The organism is Paucibacter sp. XJ19-41 (assembly GCF_028462495.1).
Taxonomy (GTDB): domain Bacteria; phylum Pseudomonadota; class Gammaproteobacteria; order Burkholderiales; family Burkholderiaceae_C; genus Roseateles_E.
The window spans coordinates 14159-32059 of sequence record NZ_JAQOWX010000017.1; the positions used below are offsets into that span (position 1 = coordinate 14159).

The window sequence follows — 17901 nt, forward strand, 5'->3', positions numbered from 1 at the left end:
CGCCGTCCAGCCCGGCGCCGGCCGGCCCAGCCAGGCGGCCAGCAGCAGGCGGTTGGCCGCCAGCCCCAGCGCATGCTCGCGTGCCTCCAGCCCAGGCACATAAGCCAGCGCGCTCTCGTCCAGGCTGTCGTCGCCCAGGCGCGAGCCGATCACATGGGCCCACAGTCCCCACCACTCATGGGCGCTGGGCTTGCGTGTGCCCGATTCGGCAATGCAGAACTTGCGCGCCGTCTCCCAGGCCTGCGGCTGGTCCTGGGCCAGCAGGCTCAGCACATAAAGCCGGCCGTGATCGCTCCCCAGCACGCCGCGGCGTACCCCCGTGGCCTGGCGCAGCGGCTTCAAAGCCGCCTCGTAAGCCTGCGCCGCGCCAGCCCAGTCGCCCTTCAGCGCCAGCCGGGCCGCATCGAAGATCGGCAGGCTCGCTCCTTGCAAACCGGCCAGCAGCGCATCCACCCGGTCGAGCTGCAGCGCATGCAGCGCGGCCTCGGCCAGCCGGCTGCGCAGCAGCGGCGAGAGCTCGGCGGGGGCCAGCTCGAAACGCTGCAGCAGCCACTCGTGCAGGCGCTGTGTCTCGGCGACTCCGGGCGGCGCGATCTCGATCAATTGACTCAGCAGCGCCTGGCGCAGCGGCGGCGCCATCGCCAGCACCGCCTCGGGCAGCCAGGGTTGCAGCAGGGCCTCGAACAGCAGGCCCTCGGAGCGTAGTTCCAGCAGCGCGCCATCCAATAGGCGCTCGAACTCGGCCAACGGCAGACCGCCAAAAGCCAGCAAACGCAGCAGGATGACCATGTCATCGGCACCGCGAAAGCTGATCCAGCCCAGCGGCCGGTCCACCTCGCCATGACCGCCGCCCAGCACCCAGGCGAACAGACGCCAGTAGCGCTTGGCTTCGGGGCGCAGCAAGAGCGCCTGCAGCCGCTCGGCGTGCGCCGCCAGGTCTAGCGCATAGCCCCGGCCGGTGCCCGGCTGGTTGACCTGGCCGGCACGCAGCAGGGCCTGCAGGTGCTGGGTGACATCCACCGGATGGAAGGGTTTGCCGTTGGCCTTGAGCTGCTTGGCAGCCTGCAGGAACAGACAAAGACCGGCCGCGCCGCGCGAGCCACCGATCAGCAGCAGGGCATCAAAGACATGCTGGCGGTCGGCGGTATCGATGGGGTCGGGTTTGGCCCCGCCATCGCGCTCGCTGAGGCTGCGCTTGAGCTCGCGCGCCTGGTCCAGCATCTGCTCCTTGGTCAGCGCGGGCGCGCCGCCAAGCGTGGTGAAGACAAGGGATCCTGAGCCCGGGTTCTTGGATTTGGCCATGCAGCATTTTCGTCGCAATGCCGCTTAGAACCGCCACAGTAGCTGGGCGCTGAACATATCGCCACGGCGGCCATAGGTCTGGCCCCACAGATAGCTGAGCTGCAGGTCGGCCTCGCCCAGACCCAGGCGCAAGCTGGGGCCGGCACGGTGCGACTGGCGCTCGGACCAGCGGTTCCAGCGACCCAGCTCACCAAAGCCCTGCACGCCCAGGCGCAATCCAGGCCGCAGCCGGTACAACCACTGCCCCTGGTACTTGAGCTGGGTGCCGCGATCAGAAGCCCAGTCATGCTCGAAGATCAGGTTGAAATTCATCTGGCTGCGCCCCCATTCGGTCTGCAGCACCGGGCCCAGCTCCAGAACATTGCCCTCGCCGCGCTCGTGGATCAACTGGGCGTGAACGCCCAGATCGACGGCGTACTGTCCCTGGGTCAGTAGCAGCAGGTTCTGCCAGTTCAGGGAGCTGAGTTTCTGCGTACCCCAGGTGTCGCCGATATAGCTGGCGAACAGCCCGGTGGTCCAGCGATTGTTGACGCCGTAGCGCAGGCCCAGCTCGGGCCACAGCCTGGCCTTCTCGCCGGGCTTCTTGACAGTCCAGTAGCGCAGGTCCACGGCGCGCAGGCCCGGCTCGCCATAGGGCGTGACGAGGTAGTAGCCAGGGTCGGCCAGCGCCGGGGCCGAAGCCAGGCAAAGCCAGCAAAGCGTTTTCAAAGGCGGGTCCGGGGTGGGCCGTCAGGGCGGGCGACCCGAGCATAGCGGCTACGCCTCCATCAGGCCATCACGCCATACCGGGATTGCCTGCCGCGCCGACCAGGGTCGGGTTGTTGAGCCGGCGTGCAGCAATATGGGCCGGGCCGCTACCCTTGGCCTGGCTCTTGAACCATTGCTCGACCAGATCCCAGACCGGCTTGGTCCCGGCCTTGGCCGCCTCTTCGCCAACCGGCGCCCAGCCGGCGACCTTGTAGGTCTTGTCGGCCTCTATCGCCTTGCCGCCCAGCCGCATCTCGCTGATGCGCGCGCCCATGCCGGCCTCGGGCGTGCAGCTGTAGCTCAGGCCGCCGACCCGCACCATATCGCCGCCCTGCTGGTAGTAGGGGTCGGGGTTGAAGAGGTTGTCGGCCACGTCCTCCAGCACCGTCTTGATCATCGCGCCGCTCATCTCGGTCAGCGTGGTGTGCGGATAGGTGATGGCGGTCTGGTCCATCAGGAACTCGCGCGTGATGGTCTGGCCCGGCAGCAGGCTGGTGCCCCAGCGGAAGCCCGGCGAGAAGGCGATCTCGGCCCCCTGCACCTCCATCAGTGCATCGCACAGCAGCTGGTCCCAGCTGCCGTTGAAATTGCCGCGCCTGTACAGCAGGCCGTCGGTGATGGCCAAGGGTTCGGCCAGGCGGGCCTCGAAGGGCGCGCGCACCTTCTTGATGAGCGCCGCCATCTCGGCATCGGCCGGCAGCAGATTCGCGAACACCGGCAGCAGCTGGTACTTGAGCTCGGCGGCGCGGCCATCCTTGACACGGATGTCCAGCACGCCGAGGAACTTGCCATTGCTGCCGGCATTGGTCACCAGGGTCTGGCCGCCGCGGTTCTTCACCGCCACCGGCACCGGCACGCCGTCATGGGTGTGGCCGCCGAGGATGGCGTCCAGGCCCGAAACGCGCGAGGCCAGCTTCAGGTCCACATCCATGCCGTTGTGGCTCAAGAGCACGACGACCTGCGCGCCCTTGGCGCGCACCGTGTCGACGAGCTTCTGCAGCTCCTCGTCGCGGATGCCGAAGCTCCAGTCCGCCACCAGATAGCGCGGGTTGGCGATCGGTGTGTAGGGGAAGGCCTGGCCGATGATGGCCACCGGCACGCCGTTGATTTCCTTCAGCGTGTAGGGCGCGAACACATCGTCGCCGAAGTCCTGGGTCTTGACGTTCTGGGCAACGAAATCGATCTTGCCCTTGAAGTCCTTCTCGACGATCTCCTGCACCCGCTGCTGGCCATAGGTGAACTCCCAGTGGCCGGTCATCACGTCGACGCCCAGCAGCTTGCAGGCATCGACCATGTCCTGCGCGTTGGTCCATAGCGAGGTCGCCGAGCCTTGCCAGGTGTCGCCGCCGTCCAGCAGCAGGGCGCCGGGCCGGCCGGCGCGCAGGCGCTTGACCAGCGTGGACAGATGGGCGAAGCCACCGACCTTGCCGTAGCGGCGCGCGGCACGCTCGAAGTCCAGGTAGGTGAAAGCATGGGCCTCGCGCGTGCCGGGCCGCAGGCCGGCGGCCTTCAGCAAGTGTTCGCCGACCAGATGCGGCAGCCGCCCCTTCAAAGCCCCGAAGCCGAGGTTGACGCTGGGCTCGCGAAAATGGATGGGCAGCAGCTGGGCATGGCAGTCGGTCATGTGCAGCAGCGAGACCGCACCGGGACCCTTGAAGGGCGCCGGCGCATCGTAGGGCGTGGCCGCCTGGGCCTGGCGCACGAAGCCGAAGCCGGCCACCGAGGCTGCACCCAGGACATTGAGCAGATCGCGTTTGCTGAGATTCATGGCGGCTCCATCAGGGGCGTGACAGCGCCTTCCCAAGCGGCGCTCGGGGATCCGGCTCTGCCGGGCCCACGAGCGCGCCCCCTCGCGGGGGCGGCCGCAGGCCGGCGGGGGTGGGCTCTTGATTCACGGGGGACTTGGGGTCCAGCAGCAGGGCCATGATGTCGCGCATCTGGCCCTCGTTCAGCACGCCGGCATGGCCGAAGCGCGGCATGCCCGAGCAGGCGCTGTAGGCCTTGGCGTTCCACAGCTTGCCCCAGGTGTATTGCACGATGGCCGCCGTCTCCGGTGCCGCCGGGTTGCTGACGCCGCGCAGCTTGCCGTACTGGTAGAGGCTGGGGCCTATGGTGCCGAAGCTGATCTCGGCCTTGCTGATCTGGTGGCAGTTGTAGCAATTGCCGCCGCTTGGTGCGCCGGCCGCATCGGTCCAGGTCATGCCCCGGCCGTTTTGCGCCAGCTTCTCGCCCTCGCGCCAGTCGCCCAGATACTGGCCATTGGCCGGCCACTTGATCGAGGCCAGCGCCTCGGCCTCGATGCGCTTGGTGGTTGCCTCGTCGGGCTGCTTGTCACTGGAGCAGGCTTTCTGTGCCAGGTCTTGCTCGATGCGGTCCAGCTTGGCGATGCCCTGCTCGCGGAAGGAGCTCTTCACCATCGCCAGCGCCTCCGCGTCCAGCTCGGCGGCGCTGGGCAGGCTGGCACAGCCGACCAGCACCAGGCCCGCAGCGGCCAGGCCGCCCCAGAGAATTGCATTCTTCTTGTTCATGATGCGCGGCTCCTTCAACGCTTGATCGACGGGGCGATCGAGACCGCGCCCTTGCTGTTGATGCCCATATAGCTGGCCAGCGCCACCGTCACGTCCGAGCCATAGCCGGGGAAGGGGAAGCGCTGCTGGCGGAAGCAGTCGTTCAGGCGCCGCTGCATGCCCCACAGCTCGCCGCTGGAGACGCGATAGGCCGGCCAGGCCGCGAAGCCGATGCCGTCGCCGGGGTTTTTGGTCAGGTCGGGCAGGTCCTGCAGGCGGATGCGCTTGCCGGTCTCGCTATGGCAGGAGGCGCAGGCAAAGTCATAGGGGCCGCCGCGGAAGAAGAACAGGCGCTTGCCGACCTCGTACATCTTCTGCTCCTGCGCATGGGCCACCGGCAGATTGAACTTGAGGCCGCGCGACTCGGCGGCGATCCAGGCCACCAGGCCTTCGAGGTTCTTCTGCTCGTCTCGGCCGAAGCCGGTGGCGGCGATCTTCTTCGCGTCCAGGCCCTGCAGCGACTCCATGCAGCTCAGCAGCCGCGATTCCAGATCCTGCACCCGGCCGGTGTCGGCGAAATAGCGCGGCAGCTCGACAAAGGCGCCCTTGACGACGCCCGGGCCCTTGCCCAGATCGCAGCGCTCCATAGAGGCATTCTTGGGGCCACGCTTTTGCTTCCAGAGCTCCTCGCCCCTGGCCTCGAACAACTCGGCCGGGTTGCCGTCGGCCCGCATCGCGCGGTACTGCGCGATCGCGTCGGCCGACGAGGGCTGGGCCTGGGCACAGGCGGCAGCGAGCATGCAGCCCAGGGCCCATGCCGACTTACGCATCGTCATCATGCTTGTCTCCTTTTGTTGTTCGGACCCGGCGCAGCCTATCAGGCCACCGTCGCTTCGTCGCTGCGCTTGTCGCCCTTGTTGTCGACCCAGTTCACGGTGATCTTGTCACCGGCCTTGGCACCCTTGACGGTGAACTGCAGGAACGGGTTCTTCGACACTGCCGGGCCCCATTGCGCGGTCAGCACGGTCTTGCCGTTCAGCGCGGCCGTCACCTCGTTGATGTACCAGGCCGGGATGGTCTTGCCGGCGGCGTCCTTGCGCTGGCCGGTTTCCATCTCGTGACTCATCAGCACACGCACCACGGCGTTGCCACCTTGCGCCTGGGCGCGAATTCGCATCGGATCTGCCATCTTGGTCTCCTATTCTGATCAGCCGCCGCAGCCGCCAAGTGTTACTTTCACTTCCTTCTGGGCGAACAGCACCTTGTTGTCGCCGGTGATCGCCACGGCGAACACATTGGAGGTCTGGCCCATCTTGACGCGCGTGCTCATGCTGGCCTCGACCGCATCGCTGACGTCGAAGGAGGCGGCCAGGATGTTGGGATTCTTCTCGACCAGCAGCAGCAGGCGCTTGACGCCGGCCGCCGAGCTGGCGACGCCCAGCGGCACGACGGCGCCGTTCTCGGCGATATCGGGGCCGGTCAGCGTGACCTCCTTGCTCTCGGTCGGCTTGCCCAGGCCCAGGGCCTTGAGCATCTCGTCCATGGACTTGGCGTCAAAGGCGGCGCGGTTGAAGGCGGCCTGCGCCTGCGCACTCAGCGGCAGGGCGGCGGCCAGCAGGCCGGCCACCAGGGCGCTGTGTTTCATCATCTCTCGGCGGGTTTGCATGGAGTCTCCTTATCGGGGGGTGAGCGGTATTGTCAGGTGTCGGCGGGGGACTTGCAGGGCAGGCTTGTGCGAGCTACGGCCTGGCACCGGCCGCCAGCCAGGCGGCGATGGTGGCCAGATCGGCCTCCGGCAGGGTCTGCGGCGGCATCGGCACCGCACCCCAGATGCCGGCGCTGCCGCTCTTGAGCTTGGCCGCGTAGTACTCGCGCGCATCGCTGCGGTCCTTGTACTTGGCCACCACCTCGCGGAACGAGGGCCCGACCACCTTGCTGTCGATCTGATGGCAGGCCATGCAGGCATGCTGCTGCAGCAAGGCGCTGACCGGCTTGGCGGCGGCGGCCTGTACCGGCGGTGCCTTGGGCTGGGTGTCGATACCGCGCTGCGGTCCGACCAGGCGCTGCTGCTGGGCCAGATTGCCATGGGCGTCGCGGGCGAAATCGGGCAGATAGGACGCGACCTTGGCCTCGGGCGCACAGTTCTTCACACAGGCCGAGCCCTGCACATCGGGCTTGGCACCGGCCGCGAATTCGGCGCCGGGCCACAAGGCATGGCGGGTCGATTTGCCGTTGCGGTTGGGCAGGCGCTGTTGCACCTCGGCGATGTTCTTGTCCGAGAGTTCGCCGTCTGCGGGCAGCACATCGGCCAGCGACAACATATAGGCCGTCACCGCATAGACCTCGTCGGGTTTGAGGGACTTGGGCGCGGTCCAGGGCATCGCGCGGTTGATGTAGTCCCACAGGCTGGAGAGCTGGGAGACCTTCATCATCGTCGTGCGGCCCGGGAAGCTGTTGTCGCGCAGGCTGGCGACACGGCCGGTCTTGATGTCCTCCTTGGTGGTGCCGCCGATCAGCGGGCTGAACACCTCATTGGACTCACCGAAGACGCCGTGGCAGCCGGCGCACTTGGCCTCCCAAAGCTCCTGGCCCTGGGCCACGGTGCCGCGCCCGGGCGGCAGGCCCTTGAAGTCGGGCCGCACATCGATGTCCCAGGCCTTGATCTCGGGCTGGGTGGCGCTGCGGCCTATGCCCTCAAACTTGGGCGCCTGGGCCGAGGCAAGACCTGTCACCAGCGCCAGCGCGACGCTCAACGCTTTAAGAGAGCTGGACATTCTTGACCTCGCCGCTCTCCTGCACCAGCCAGGTCTGGATCGCATTGTTGTGATAAATCGAGCGCCGGCCGCGCACCGCGCGCAGCTGGGCGTAGTTGGGCTGCACATGACCGGTGTCATCGGTGGCCCGGCTCATCACCAGGGTCGCCTGGCCGGCCCAGACCCAGTCGAGATTGAAGCGGGTCAGGCAGCGGTCCAGCACCGGGGTCTCCAGCCGGGCCGCTCGCCAGTTGCGGCCGCCATCGACCGAGACATCGACCTTGGCAATCTTGCCGCGGCCCGACCAGGCCAGGCCGCTGATGTTGTAGAAGCCCTTGTCAAGCAAGACCTGCCCCCCGCTGGGCGTCGTGATCACGCTCTTGACCTCCTGGATCGAGGTGTACTGGCGGTGCAGGCCGTCGGGCATCAGGTCGATGTAGTGGATGTTCTCGTCCTTGCTGGCCCAGGGCTGGTCGCCGACCTCGATGCGGCGCAGGTATTTGACCCAGCTGACGCCCTGCACCCCGGGCACCACCAGGCGCAGCGGATAGCCGTTCTCGGGCCGCAGCATCTCGCCGTTCTGGCCATAGGCCAGCAGCACCTGGCCGCTCCTGACCAGCTCCATCGGGATGGTGCGTGTCATTGCCGAGCCATCGGCGCCCTCGGCCAGCACGAAGCGGGCGCGCCTCAGGTCGACGCCGCACATCTCCAGCACATCGATCAGGCGCACGCCGGTGAACTCGCTGCAGCTGAGCATGCCGTGGCTGTACTGCACGGTGGGCACGGCCACATTGCCCCACTCCATGCCGGTATTGGCGCCGCACTCGATGAAATGAAAGCGCGAGACGCTGGGCAGGCGCATCAGCTCGTCCATCGTGAACACCATCGCCCGCTTGAGCATCTTCTCGTCCGAACCATTGACCATCAGCCGGTGCGTGCTGGGGTCGATGTCCCACCAGCCCTGGTGATGGCGCTCGAAATGCAGGCCGCTGGGCGTGACGATGCCAAACAGGCCCTGCAGCGGCGCGAAGGACACCGAGGCCTGGCGGGTCTGCGTCAGTCCCGGGCTTTGGCGACGCTGCAGATTGCTCTCGTACTTGGACGGCTTGCCATAGCCCTCCAGCGCCACCGGCTGGCCCAGGCTCAGCGCATGCGGCGGCAGGTTCAGGATCTGGGGGTCGCCGCCCTCGGCTGGCACCGGGTTGGCCTGGGCACGCAGCGCACCGGTGGCCAGCGCCGCACTGGCCGCCGCGAAGGCGCCGCGCAGGAAACGGCGTCGCTCGGCGGGTGCCTGCTGCTGCATCAGGGCCAGGTCTTGCCGGCTCAGGAAGCCCTCGGGTGCCCGCCGCAACCGGCCGGTCTTCTCGTTCATCGTCTTGTCTCCTTCAGGCCCGGGCCATCAGCAGCCGCTCGGCGGGCTCGACCGCCTGCGGGTCATCCATCTCGATCGCAATCTGCGTGCAGACCGCGCGGCTCAGCGCGACGGCGCGCTCGTTGCTGACCCGGTCGAACATCTGCACCCCATCGCGGCGCCGCGCCCGGATGCCGGCGCGGTAGAGGTGGCCGAGATGCTGCGACATATTCGGCTGCGTGGTCTCGATCTCGAGCAGCAAATCCGACACACTTTTCTCGCCTCGGCACAGCGCGCTGATGATCTTCAGCCGCAAGGGCGTGGCCATCAGCCCAAAGAGCTCGGCGGCGATCTCGTACACCCGGTCGGCTTCGGCCGGAGGCGGTGCGGCGTGGCTTGTTTGCATGTCAATGCCAAATATCAATATATAAGCAAGCACTAATTTATACCGCTTGAGCCGGCGCAAGCCTGGGATATACCCTGGGCGCTATAGCCACCGCACAGGGCTTGCCCCCATGCACAATTTGACTCACCGCCATTGCCTTGCAGTCCGGCATCGTGAAACTCCCGTTCAGCGCCGCCAAGCAACTCGCCCCCGCCAGCAGCGGGTCGGTGAAGACACGCACGCTGGCCGTGCTGGTCCTGGTCGGCCTGCTGGGCGTGGCCCTGGCGGCCTGGCTGCGCGCCGGCCACGAGGCCAGGCTGGCCACCGAGCATGTGCTGGGCATGGCGCTGCAGGACCTGCTGCTGGTGCTGGCCCTGGGTCTGGCCAGCGTGCTGATGCTGGAGCGCCTGCTGCTGCGGCCGCTACGTCGCCTGGCCGAGCGCGCCCACAGCTTCGATCCCAGCCTGCCGCCGAGCTCGCTGTCCTGGCCCGACACGCAGGGCGGTCCGCGCGAGCTGCAGCAGATCAACAAGGCCTTCGAGCGGGTGCACCAGAGCCTGGGGGCCCAGCTGCAGCAGGAACAGTCGGAGGCCGCGCGTCTGCGCAGCGAGGTCGAGCAGCACGGCCAAGTGCTGGCGCAGACGCAACAGGCGCTGGACGCCGCCCGGCGCGAGTTGGCGGCGCTGAGCCGCTGCGATACGCTGACCGGCCTGGCCAACCGCCGCGAGTTCGATGATGCCTTGCGCCGCGAGTTCAAGCGCGCCCAGCGCCAGCACAGCCGGCTGGCCCTGGCGGTGATGGACCTGGACAGCTTCCGGGCCTACAACGAGCAGCAGGGCCGGGCCGCCGGCGATGCGGCGCTGCAGGCTTTTGCCAGGCTGCTGGGCGAGCGCTTCAAGCGCGACACCGATGTGGTCGCGCGCTTGGGTGGCGAGGAGTTCGTCGCGCTGCTGCCCGGTTTCGATATGGAGATGGCCCAGGGCCTGATGGAGCAGCTGCGCGAGGACTGGCGTGCGCTGGCGCTCGCCCATCCGGCCAGCCTGACGGCCGACAAGATTCTGACTGTCAGCATCGGCCTGGCGGCCTACAGCGCCAGCCACCCCTATCTGAGCCCGCAGGCGCTGTTGCAGGCGGCCGACGAGGCACTCTATATTGCCAAGCACGCCGGTCGTGACCGGCTCAGCCTCGCGGCTTGACGGCCCACCCCCGACGGCGCTACGCGCCACCCCCTCCAGGGGGCAGAGCCCGATGGACGGGCAAAGCCGGATCCATGGGCTCAGCTCGGTCGAACCAAGCTCCCGCCGCGTGACGACGGGTTCAGCGTCCTCTGGACTGCGCTTCGTTGAGCTGCTCGCTGACGCGGCGCGCGGCGCGCAGCACCAGGGTCTCGTCGAGCTGGGCCTGGGGCGCGATCGCGTGGGCGACCTCTTCCAGATCCGCCGGCTTGTTCATCAGCACCCAGGCGATTGCCGAGATCGCGCAGATGCTGCGGCGCTGAGCCGCCTCGGGGATCAGCAGGCCGTCCTGGATCTGCACATGGTGGCGCACGCTGGTGGCCGCCGCCGGCGCCAGACCCCAGCTCTCGCACAAGGCCGCACCCAGCGCGTCATGGCTGACGCCGAAGGCCGTGTGCTCCAACTGCACCAGCTCGGCATCGGTCTGCGCGGCGCGCAGCATGGCCGGGTAATGGGCCGAGGCATGGCGGTAGAGCACCGCCTTGCCGCATTCCTCGAACAGCCCGGCCGAATGCGAGGCCCAGGGATCCACACCCAGCATCTGGCCCATGCGACCCATCAAGAGGCCGCGCTGCGAGGCACGGGTCCAGACCGGCTCCAGCTCGGCGGCCGGCGGAAACGCGGCCCGCAGCCCCATCTCGAAGGTGATGGCCGCGACCTCGCGCATGCCCAGATAAGTCAGCGCCTGGTGCACGGTCTGCACCCGGCCCTGCAGGCCATAGAGCGAGGAATTGACCGCCTTCAGCACGGCGGCGGCCAGCGCCATATCGGTCTCGACCAGGCCCGAAATCGCCGGCAGGTCCACATCTTCCGCCGCCATCAGCAGCGACAGCTTGACCAACACCTCGGGCTGGGTGGGGATCTCGATGTCCAGGGTACGAAGTTGTGGATCGACAGGCATTTTTTCGCTTCACCAGAAGTATTTCCGCATCTTAGCGGCACAGCGCCGTTACGGACACCATGCCTTGATCGCGGGGGACCGGCCCATCGCCTGGCGATGGGCCGGTCGGCCTCAGACCGAACCGTAGTGCAGCACCACCGTGCGCACCTGGTCAAGTCCGATGCCGGCATCGCGCTTGAGCGCGCTGAGGGCATAGGCACTCAGGACCTCGTGCCCCAGAGCCGCCACCGCCGCTGGCACCTCCACCCGCAGACCACCGGCTGCGTCGAAGCTCAGGCGCAGCACGCCGGTTTGCCGGGCCGACAGCAGCAGCATCGCCTCGCCGCTGTAACGAAGGCCGGCCGCCTGCTCCGGCAGCGGCGTCGGCGCCTGCGAGCCCGGCAGCACCGCCAGGCTGTCGCCCAGGTCGGTCAGCAGATAGCGGCCCAGCGACTCGGGCTGAGCCGCAGCGCGCTGCGAGAACACCGGCACATCGGCACGCAGCGGCTGCTCCAGCGCCGGAGCGTCGACGGCGATGCTGTACTGGCCCGCACCGTACAAGGCCTGTTCGGTGTTGAAGCCGGCGTTGGTGCCGCCGCTCACCAGCTCGCCCACGACACCAGCATCAGCGCCGCTCGGGCCGGCAGCGGCCGTCACAGCGCTTGACGCGGCCTGGGTACCGTTGCCGTGCTGCGGCTTGACCAGCACCGAAGTCCTGGCATCGCTGGCCGGCGGTGCGTCGATGCTGGCCTGCGTACGGAGTCCGCTGCTGTCGATGCGGTAGTTGGCAGCGTCGGCACCGCTGAGCTGCACGGCGCTGATCGACACCGGCTTGTCGCGACCCGCGGACGGGTCGGCAAAGCGCCCCTGTGCGGCCACCAGCAGCTGATCGCCGGGCAGCACGCCAGCAACACGGATCTCGCGCACCTCGGCCTCGCTATTACCGTCATAGACCTTGCCGGCGACGGCGATGTGCTCGGCAGTGAGCAGGCGCTGCGTGATGTCGCCCTTGGCGGTGCGGCTGCCGGCGTCCAGCTGGTAGTTGCCTGCATCGGCGCCGTTCAGGGCCAGCTTCACGGCCACGTCCTTGGCCAGACCGGCGTTCTTGTCGGCAAACTCGCCGCTCAAGCTCATCGTCACCTGGTCACCCGCCACCAGGCCCTGCAGCGCGCCGCCGCTGACCGTGGCACTCTTGCTGCCGTCATAGACCTTGGCGGCCACACTGACCGCATCGGCACTGATGACCTTGCGGCTGATGTCGCCCTTGGCGATCTGGCTGCCGGTGTCGAGCTGGTAGTTGCCGGCGTCGGCGCCGTTCAGGGCCAGCTTCACGGCCACGTCCTTGCCCACCCCGGCGTTCTTGTCGGCAAACTCGCCGCTCAAGCTCGTCGTCACCTGGTCACCCGCCACCAGGCCCTGCAGTGCGCCGCCGATGACCGTAGCGCTTGTGTTGCCGTCGTAGACCTTGCCCGCCACGCTGACCGCATCGGCGCTGATGACCTTGCGGCTGATGTCGCCCTTGGCGATCTGGCTGCCAGTATCGAGCTGGTAGTTGCCGGCATCGGCGCCGTTCAGCGCCAGTTTCACGGCCACGTCCTTGCCCACCCCGGCGTTCTTGTCGGCAAACTCGCCGCTCAAGCTCGTTGCCACTTGGTCACCCTCCACCAGGCCTTGCAGCGCGCCGCCACCGAGCGTGGCGGCGGTCGTGCCGTCATAGACCTTGCCGGCCACCGTCACCGCCTCGGCGCTGATCTGCTTGCGGCTGATGTCGCCCTTGGCGGCCTGGCTGCTGCGGTCGAGCTGGTAGTTGCCGGCATCGGCGCCCTTGAGCGCCAAGGTCACGGCCACATCCTTGGCCGAGCCGACGTTCTTGTCGGCGAACTGGCCGCTCAGATCCGTCGCCACCGTGTCACCCGCGACCAGGCCCTCGAGCGCACCGCCGCCGACGCTGGCGACGGTGTTGCCGTCATAGACCTTGCCGGCCACGCTGACCGCGCCGGCGCTGATGCTCTTGCGGCTGATGTCGCCCTTGGCGATCTGGCTGCCGGCGGCGAGCTGGTAGTTGCCCGCATCGGCACCGCTCAGGGCCAGCGTCACGGCCACGTCCTTGCCCGAGCCGGCGTTCTTGTCGACGAACTCGCCGCTGAGCGTGCCGCTGACGGTATCGCCGGCCAGCAGGCCCTGCAGGGTTCCGCCGCTGATCGTCGCGCTGCGGCTGCCGTCATAGACCTTGCCGGCCACGGTCACGGCCCCCGCCGTGATCTGCCGGGGTGTGATGTCGGCCTTCAGGCTCAGCGTCTGGGTATCGAGCTGATAGTTGCCGGCATCGGTCCCGGTCAGCGCCAGGCTGGCCAGAACGGTCTTGCCGACGCCGACATTCTTGTCGGCGAAGGAGCCGCTGAAGTTGGCGCCGACAGCATCGCTGCCGACCAGGCCCGTCAGCGCGGCGCTGCCATTGACGGTGGCCGTGCGGTTGCCGTCATACACCTTGGACGCCGCCGTCACGCCACCGCCGCTGACCGAAATGGTCTTGCGGCTGATGTCGCCGGCCCAGGACTCGGCGACCATCTCGTAGCCATAGACCTGCACGGCGCCATTGCGCGCGGTGATCGTGGCGGTCTTCACATGGACCGCCTTGTTGCCCACGTTCTTGTCGGCGAACTCGGCCACGCCGTCCTTGACGCTGACGATGTCGCCATCAATGCCGGCGCTGACGCTCATCTGCTCGTCGCGCAGCGTCAGCGAGGTATTGCCGTCATAGACCTTGCTGATCGCGCCCGACAGGCCCACCACCACCTGGGCGGTCTTGCTGTAGAGCAGGCCATTGCCCGTGCCCAGCACAGCGTCGCCGGCCCTGGCCTTGTACTGCTTGAAGTCGGGACTCAGGCCGCCGACCGTGTCCAGCCCAGGGTCGGCCGAATAGACCTCCCAGCTGCCGCCGCCGGCGCTCAGCGCGGCGCTGCCGGCGCGGTTGTGGAAATTGCCCCCGGCGGCCAGCAGCAGCGGCCTGGCCGCATTGCCGGCATTGCCGGCACGAACCGCCTGGTCCAGCACCAGATCGGCGCCGGCACCGCGGAGGCGGATGTCCACGGTCTTGGAAGCCGTCACGCCCGCCAGACCGTCCGCCGTGCCGACGGTCAGCGCCCGCCCGTTCGTCAGCTTCAGATCGGCCACCTCGGCAGCCAGCTCGCCCAGCTGATGGCTGCTCGTGTTCAGCGCGGCGTCGCCGTTGCTGCGCAGCGCCAGCTTGGCTGCCGTCAGCACGCCGCTCGCGCTGATGGCCTGGCCGCCGCCGGTACTCAGCGCCAGCGTGCTGCCGGTGGCCGTCACGGCGCCCTTCAGGGCCAGCGCGCTGTTCTGGGCATGCAGACGGACATGGCCCTGGTTGGCGATGGCATGGTCGGTGCGCAGCTCGCGGCCGCGAATCTCCAGCTCACCGACGGCCAGGCTCAGGTCCCCCATCGCTTCCAGCGTGTTGCGGTCACTGCCGATCACCAGCTTCTTGACGCCATTGAAGCGGGCCAGCGAACTCTGGCTCAGGCCGCCGCCACCGAAGAAGATCAGCGAGTTGGCATCCGGCGTGTCGTAGCTGATGGTCGCGGCAGCCTGCCCCGACAGCTGAGTGCTGGCGTCGGCGGCGTTCAGCTGAGCGCCGCGCAGGTTCAGCGTCGCGGCGCTGTTGTTGAACTTGATCGGCGCGTTGACGCCGAGGGTCTGCTGGGCCCTCAGGTTCACCGTTGGCGCGCTGCCGGCCATGATCTCCAAACCGGCCAGGCCGTCCACCGTGCCCAGGCCGAAGCTGCCGATGCGGTTCGGCGCAATCGTGGTGTCGCCGCCGACCTTGAGCGCCAGCTTGTTGAAGTCAAAGCTGGCGTTGCTGATCTCGGCGCCGCCGCCGGCCGTGATGGCCAGATTGGCAGCCGCCACGCCGCCGTTGATGCCCTCGACCCGCGCGCTGCTCATCAGATGCACCGAGCTGGCGGTGGTGCTGATGTCGCCGTCGAAGACCAGATTGCCGCCATCGACACGGCCTATCGCCAAGGTCGCGGCATTGATCTGACCGGTCGCGGCGCTGTCCAGGCCCGTGCCCAGGTGCAGCTCGTTGGCTGCCTTCATCTGGCGTATCGTCACCTTGCCGGTGCCACCGTTGGCCGTCACGGCCTTGCTGATATGGACCGTATCGCCGGTCAGCGTGAGACCGCCGCCGGTATTGGTCAGGGTGCCGGCCGTGATGTCCACGGTCTTGTTGACCATCTCGAAATGGCCGCTGGCATTGAAGCTGAAGTCGCCGGCCACGCTGATGGTGCCGGTGCCGTCCTCACGGCCTATGATCAGGTTCTTGACGCCGGGCAGCTTCGCCAGGGTGGCGGCCGAGGCAAAGCCGCCGGCATCGCCCAGCACCATATTGGTGGCCTTGTCATGGGGCTCCAGACGCAGCGAAGCGGTGCTGAGGTTGTTCAGCGTGGCGCCGCCCCAGTCGATGCCGCTGGCACGCAGGGTCAGGGTGCCGGTACCGGTGTCCAGGCTCACGCCCACATTGCCGAAGCGGATGATGCCGTCGGTGTAGATGCTGGCGCCGCCCTTCATCGTGAAGGCGGTGTTGACATCCAGGTCGCCGCTGGCATGGATCTCACCCGCCAGGGTCTTGGGGCCGTTCGGACCTCTGCCACCCGGGTAGGTGCCGGTCTCGCGATCAAAGAAGACACGTCCGCTGTCAACATCGATCCGCCCGTTCATCGTGATGCCGCCGTGGCCGGACGCCAGATAGACATTGCCACCCGCAGAGCTGATCGGTGCATTCAGAGTGAAGGCGCCGCCCGTGCCAGAATCGGCATCGGCCCACAGCCGCACATAACCGCCCTGGGTGGAGACGCTGCCGCCGATGGTGATGCCATTCGCGCCGAAAACCGTGATGGTGCCGGCATCGACGCTGCCCGGGGTCGCGCTGCCCAGGTCGTAGTTCCGCAATGCGCCAGCAGGGTTGCTGCCGGCACCGCTCGCGACCAGGTGGGGCACATTGATCACCGAGGCACTGCCGCCATTGATGCTGTCGGCCCCGCCAGAATTCCAGTTCGACGCGATCAGCAGGATGCCGGCATTGCCGTTCACGCGCAGGGTGTCGTTCTTCTGCTCGAAGCGGATGACGCCGATCTTGTCCCCCGGGTCCGCGCTCATCCGCCCACCGCGCCCGGCGACGGCCGTGAAGCTGACACCGTCGGCCAGGTCCAGCACGCCGTCCGTGCTGCCGGTGGCACGAAGATCCTTGAAGGTGATGTTGTTGGTCGCCTCCAGCACGATATTGGCCGTCTGCGCCTCCAGGTCCTTCTCGTAGACCACGGAGCCCCCGATGGCGCCGGAACCGCTGCCACCACCACGGATCTCCAGCGAGGCCGGGTCCAGCAGCAGATCACCGGTGCGACCCTTGGCGGCCCGGGCATCGGTACGGCCGCTGTAGTTCAAGGTCTGCTTGCCCGACACCTCGGCGCGGCCGCCGTCACCGCCCTGGCTGCCACCCTTCACCTCGATCGTGCCGGCGAAGCGGGTCGCGTCGTCCGACCAGAACACCACCTCGCCGCCCTGGCCCTGCCGGCCCGCATTGGCGCGCGCCGTCACGCCCGCCTCGGCCGTCACCGTCGTGGCATTGCGCTGGCTGGCGTCCTTGCCCTGCCAGCCGCCGCCCACATGGATCTGCCCGCCACCGGCCGCGCCGCTAGCGTCCAGCGTCGCGCCACCGTCCAGCCGGATGTGCTCGCCGGTTACCTGGATACGTCCGCCCTGGCCACCGCTGGCGTCCAGCCGGCCGCCGACATGAACCTCGCCCTGCGCGCCGCCGTCCAGCACGATACGCCCGCCCTGCTGGCTCAGGCCCTGGGCCTCGATCACTCCCTCGTTGTTCACCACGCTGGCACGCACCGCACCGGCCGCCGCCGCGCTGAGCTGCACCAGGCCGGCACTGAGCCTGCCGCTATTGGCCACATGGGCGTCCAGCGCGGCGCGCTCCACCGTCAGGCTGAGCAGACCGTCGCCGGCAAAGTCCAGGCTGACCGCGGCGCCCGCGCCCAGCAGCGCGCTGCCGCCCGGGGCCTGGATGCTGCCGCTGTTCTCCACCTGGGGCGCGATCAGCGCCACCACGCCGCCCTCGGCCGCACGCAGCCCGCCCTCGTTGCGCACCGCGCCCGCCACCGTACCGGCCTCGAAGCGGCTGCGGCCGGCCAGGAAGTCGGCATCGCTGATCGCCAGCGAGCTGGCCACCAGGCCACCCACATCGACGCTGGCGCCGCGCCCGAACACCACCCCGTTGGGATTGACCAGCCAGACCTGGCCATTGGCCTGCAGCTTGCCGAAGATGGCGCTGGCGGCCCCGCCGGTGACGCGGTTCAGCGCCACGCTGTCGCTGCCGGGCTGGACAAACTTCACCTCGGCCTGGCTGCCGATGTCGAAGCTGCTCCAGTTCATCACCAGCTTGTGGCTGGCTTGGTCGATCTTCAGCTGGCTGCCGTTCTGGCTCAGCTGGGCCTGGCCGGCGACCACGCTGCCGCCGCTGGGCAGGGCCGCCGGGCTCTGGGCGGCCACGCCGCCACAGGCCAGCAGGCCGGCCAGCAGCAGCGCGCCCGAGGCGCGCTTGCCGCGGCCGGCGGTGGTCTCGGCCACGGCCACATAGGCCTGGGTCCGCTCGTTCCAGATCAGTCGATAGGTGTGATTCAGCGATGAGTTCATGGGAATTCCTGGTGTTGTGGGGGT

General features: G+C 68.3%; 11 protein-coding genes and 2 pseudogenes. 1 reads left to right on the forward strand and 12 read right to left on the reverse strand.

Annotation, left to right across the window (positions count from 1 at the left end; translation table 11 throughout):
* The 10 genes and pseudogenes from PO768_RS06560 to PO768_RS06605 form a co-directional block, all read right to left on the reverse strand.
* Positions 1-1302: pseudogene (locus tag PO768_RS06560) on the reverse strand (hypothetical protein); the annotation flags it as partial.
* Between the two features lie 24 nt (positions 1303-1326).
* Positions 1327-2010: a hypothetical protein gene (locus PO768_RS06565; protein WP_272645417.1), complete on the reverse strand. Its 684-nt coding sequence runs from the start codon at positions 2008-2010 to the stop codon at positions 1327-1329.
* Between the two features lie 67 nt (positions 2011-2077).
* Positions 2078-3817, reverse strand: coding sequence for a thiosulfohydrolase SoxB (gene soxB, locus PO768_RS06570; RefSeq protein ID WP_272645418.1), 1740 nt, complete (start codon positions 3815-3817; stop codon positions 2078-2080).
* Positions 3818-3935: 118 nt separating this feature from the next.
* A pseudogene (soxX, locus tag PO768_RS06575) lies at positions 3936-4577 on the reverse strand (sulfur oxidation c-type cytochrome SoxX); the annotation flags it as partial.
* Positions 4578-4591: 14 nt separating this feature from the next.
* Positions 4592-5395 carry a sulfur oxidation c-type cytochrome SoxA gene (gene soxA / locus PO768_RS06580; protein WP_442953188.1) on the reverse strand — a complete coding sequence of 268 codons (804 nt, stop codon included), beginning with the start codon at positions 5393-5395 and terminating at the stop codon, positions 4592-4594.
* A 38-nt stretch (positions 5396-5433) separates the two neighbouring features.
* Positions 5434-5745: a thiosulfate oxidation carrier complex protein SoxZ gene (soxZ, locus tag PO768_RS06585; RefSeq protein ID WP_272645419.1), complete on the reverse strand. Its 312-nt coding sequence runs from the start codon at positions 5743-5745 to the stop codon at positions 5434-5436.
* An 18-nt stretch (positions 5746-5763) separates the two neighbouring features.
* Positions 5764-6222, reverse strand: a complete 459-nt coding sequence (gene soxY / locus PO768_RS06590) for a thiosulfate oxidation carrier protein SoxY (protein ID WP_272645420.1) — start codon at positions 6220-6222, stop codon at positions 5764-5766.
* A 73-nt stretch (positions 6223-6295) separates the two neighbouring features.
* Positions 6296-7330, reverse strand: a complete 1035-nt coding sequence (locus PO768_RS06595) for a c-type cytochrome (RefSeq protein WP_272645421.1) — start codon at positions 7328-7330, stop codon at positions 6296-6298.
* A complete protein-coding gene (soxC, locus tag PO768_RS06600; RefSeq protein ID WP_272645422.1) occupies positions 7314-8681 on the reverse strand; it encodes a sulfite dehydrogenase in 1368 nt (455 codons plus the stop codon). Before soxC ends, PO768_RS06595 begins: the two co-directional genes overlap by 17 nt.
* Positions 8682-8694: 13 nt before the next feature.
* Positions 8695-9066, reverse strand: coding sequence for an ArsR/SmtB family transcription factor (locus tag PO768_RS06605; RefSeq protein ID WP_272645423.1), 372 nt, complete (start codon positions 9064-9066; stop codon positions 8695-8697).
* Between the two features lie 206 nt (positions 9067-9272).
* Here PO768_RS06605 and PO768_RS06610 point away from each other — a divergent pair, with 206 nt between their 5' ends.
* Positions 9273-10241 (forward strand): GGDEF domain-containing protein, encoded by a 969-nt coding sequence (locus PO768_RS06610; protein ID WP_272645424.1) that lies wholly within the window; start codon positions 9273-9275, stop codon positions 10239-10241.
* A gap of 121 nt (positions 10242-10362) precedes the next feature.
* Here the strand turns inward: PO768_RS06610 and PO768_RS06615 are convergent, their stop codons facing one another.
* Positions 10363-11181, reverse strand: a complete 819-nt coding sequence (locus PO768_RS06615; protein ID WP_272645425.1) for an HDOD domain-containing protein — start codon at positions 11179-11181, stop codon at positions 10363-10365.
* Positions 11182-11292: 111 nt separating this feature from the next.
* The gene (locus PO768_RS06620) at positions 11293-17877 is read right to left on the reverse strand and encodes a YDG domain-containing protein (protein WP_272645426.1); all 6585 of its coding nucleotides are present in this window, start codon (positions 17875-17877) and stop codon (positions 11293-11295) included.
* Positions 17878-17901: the final 24 nt, after the last annotated feature.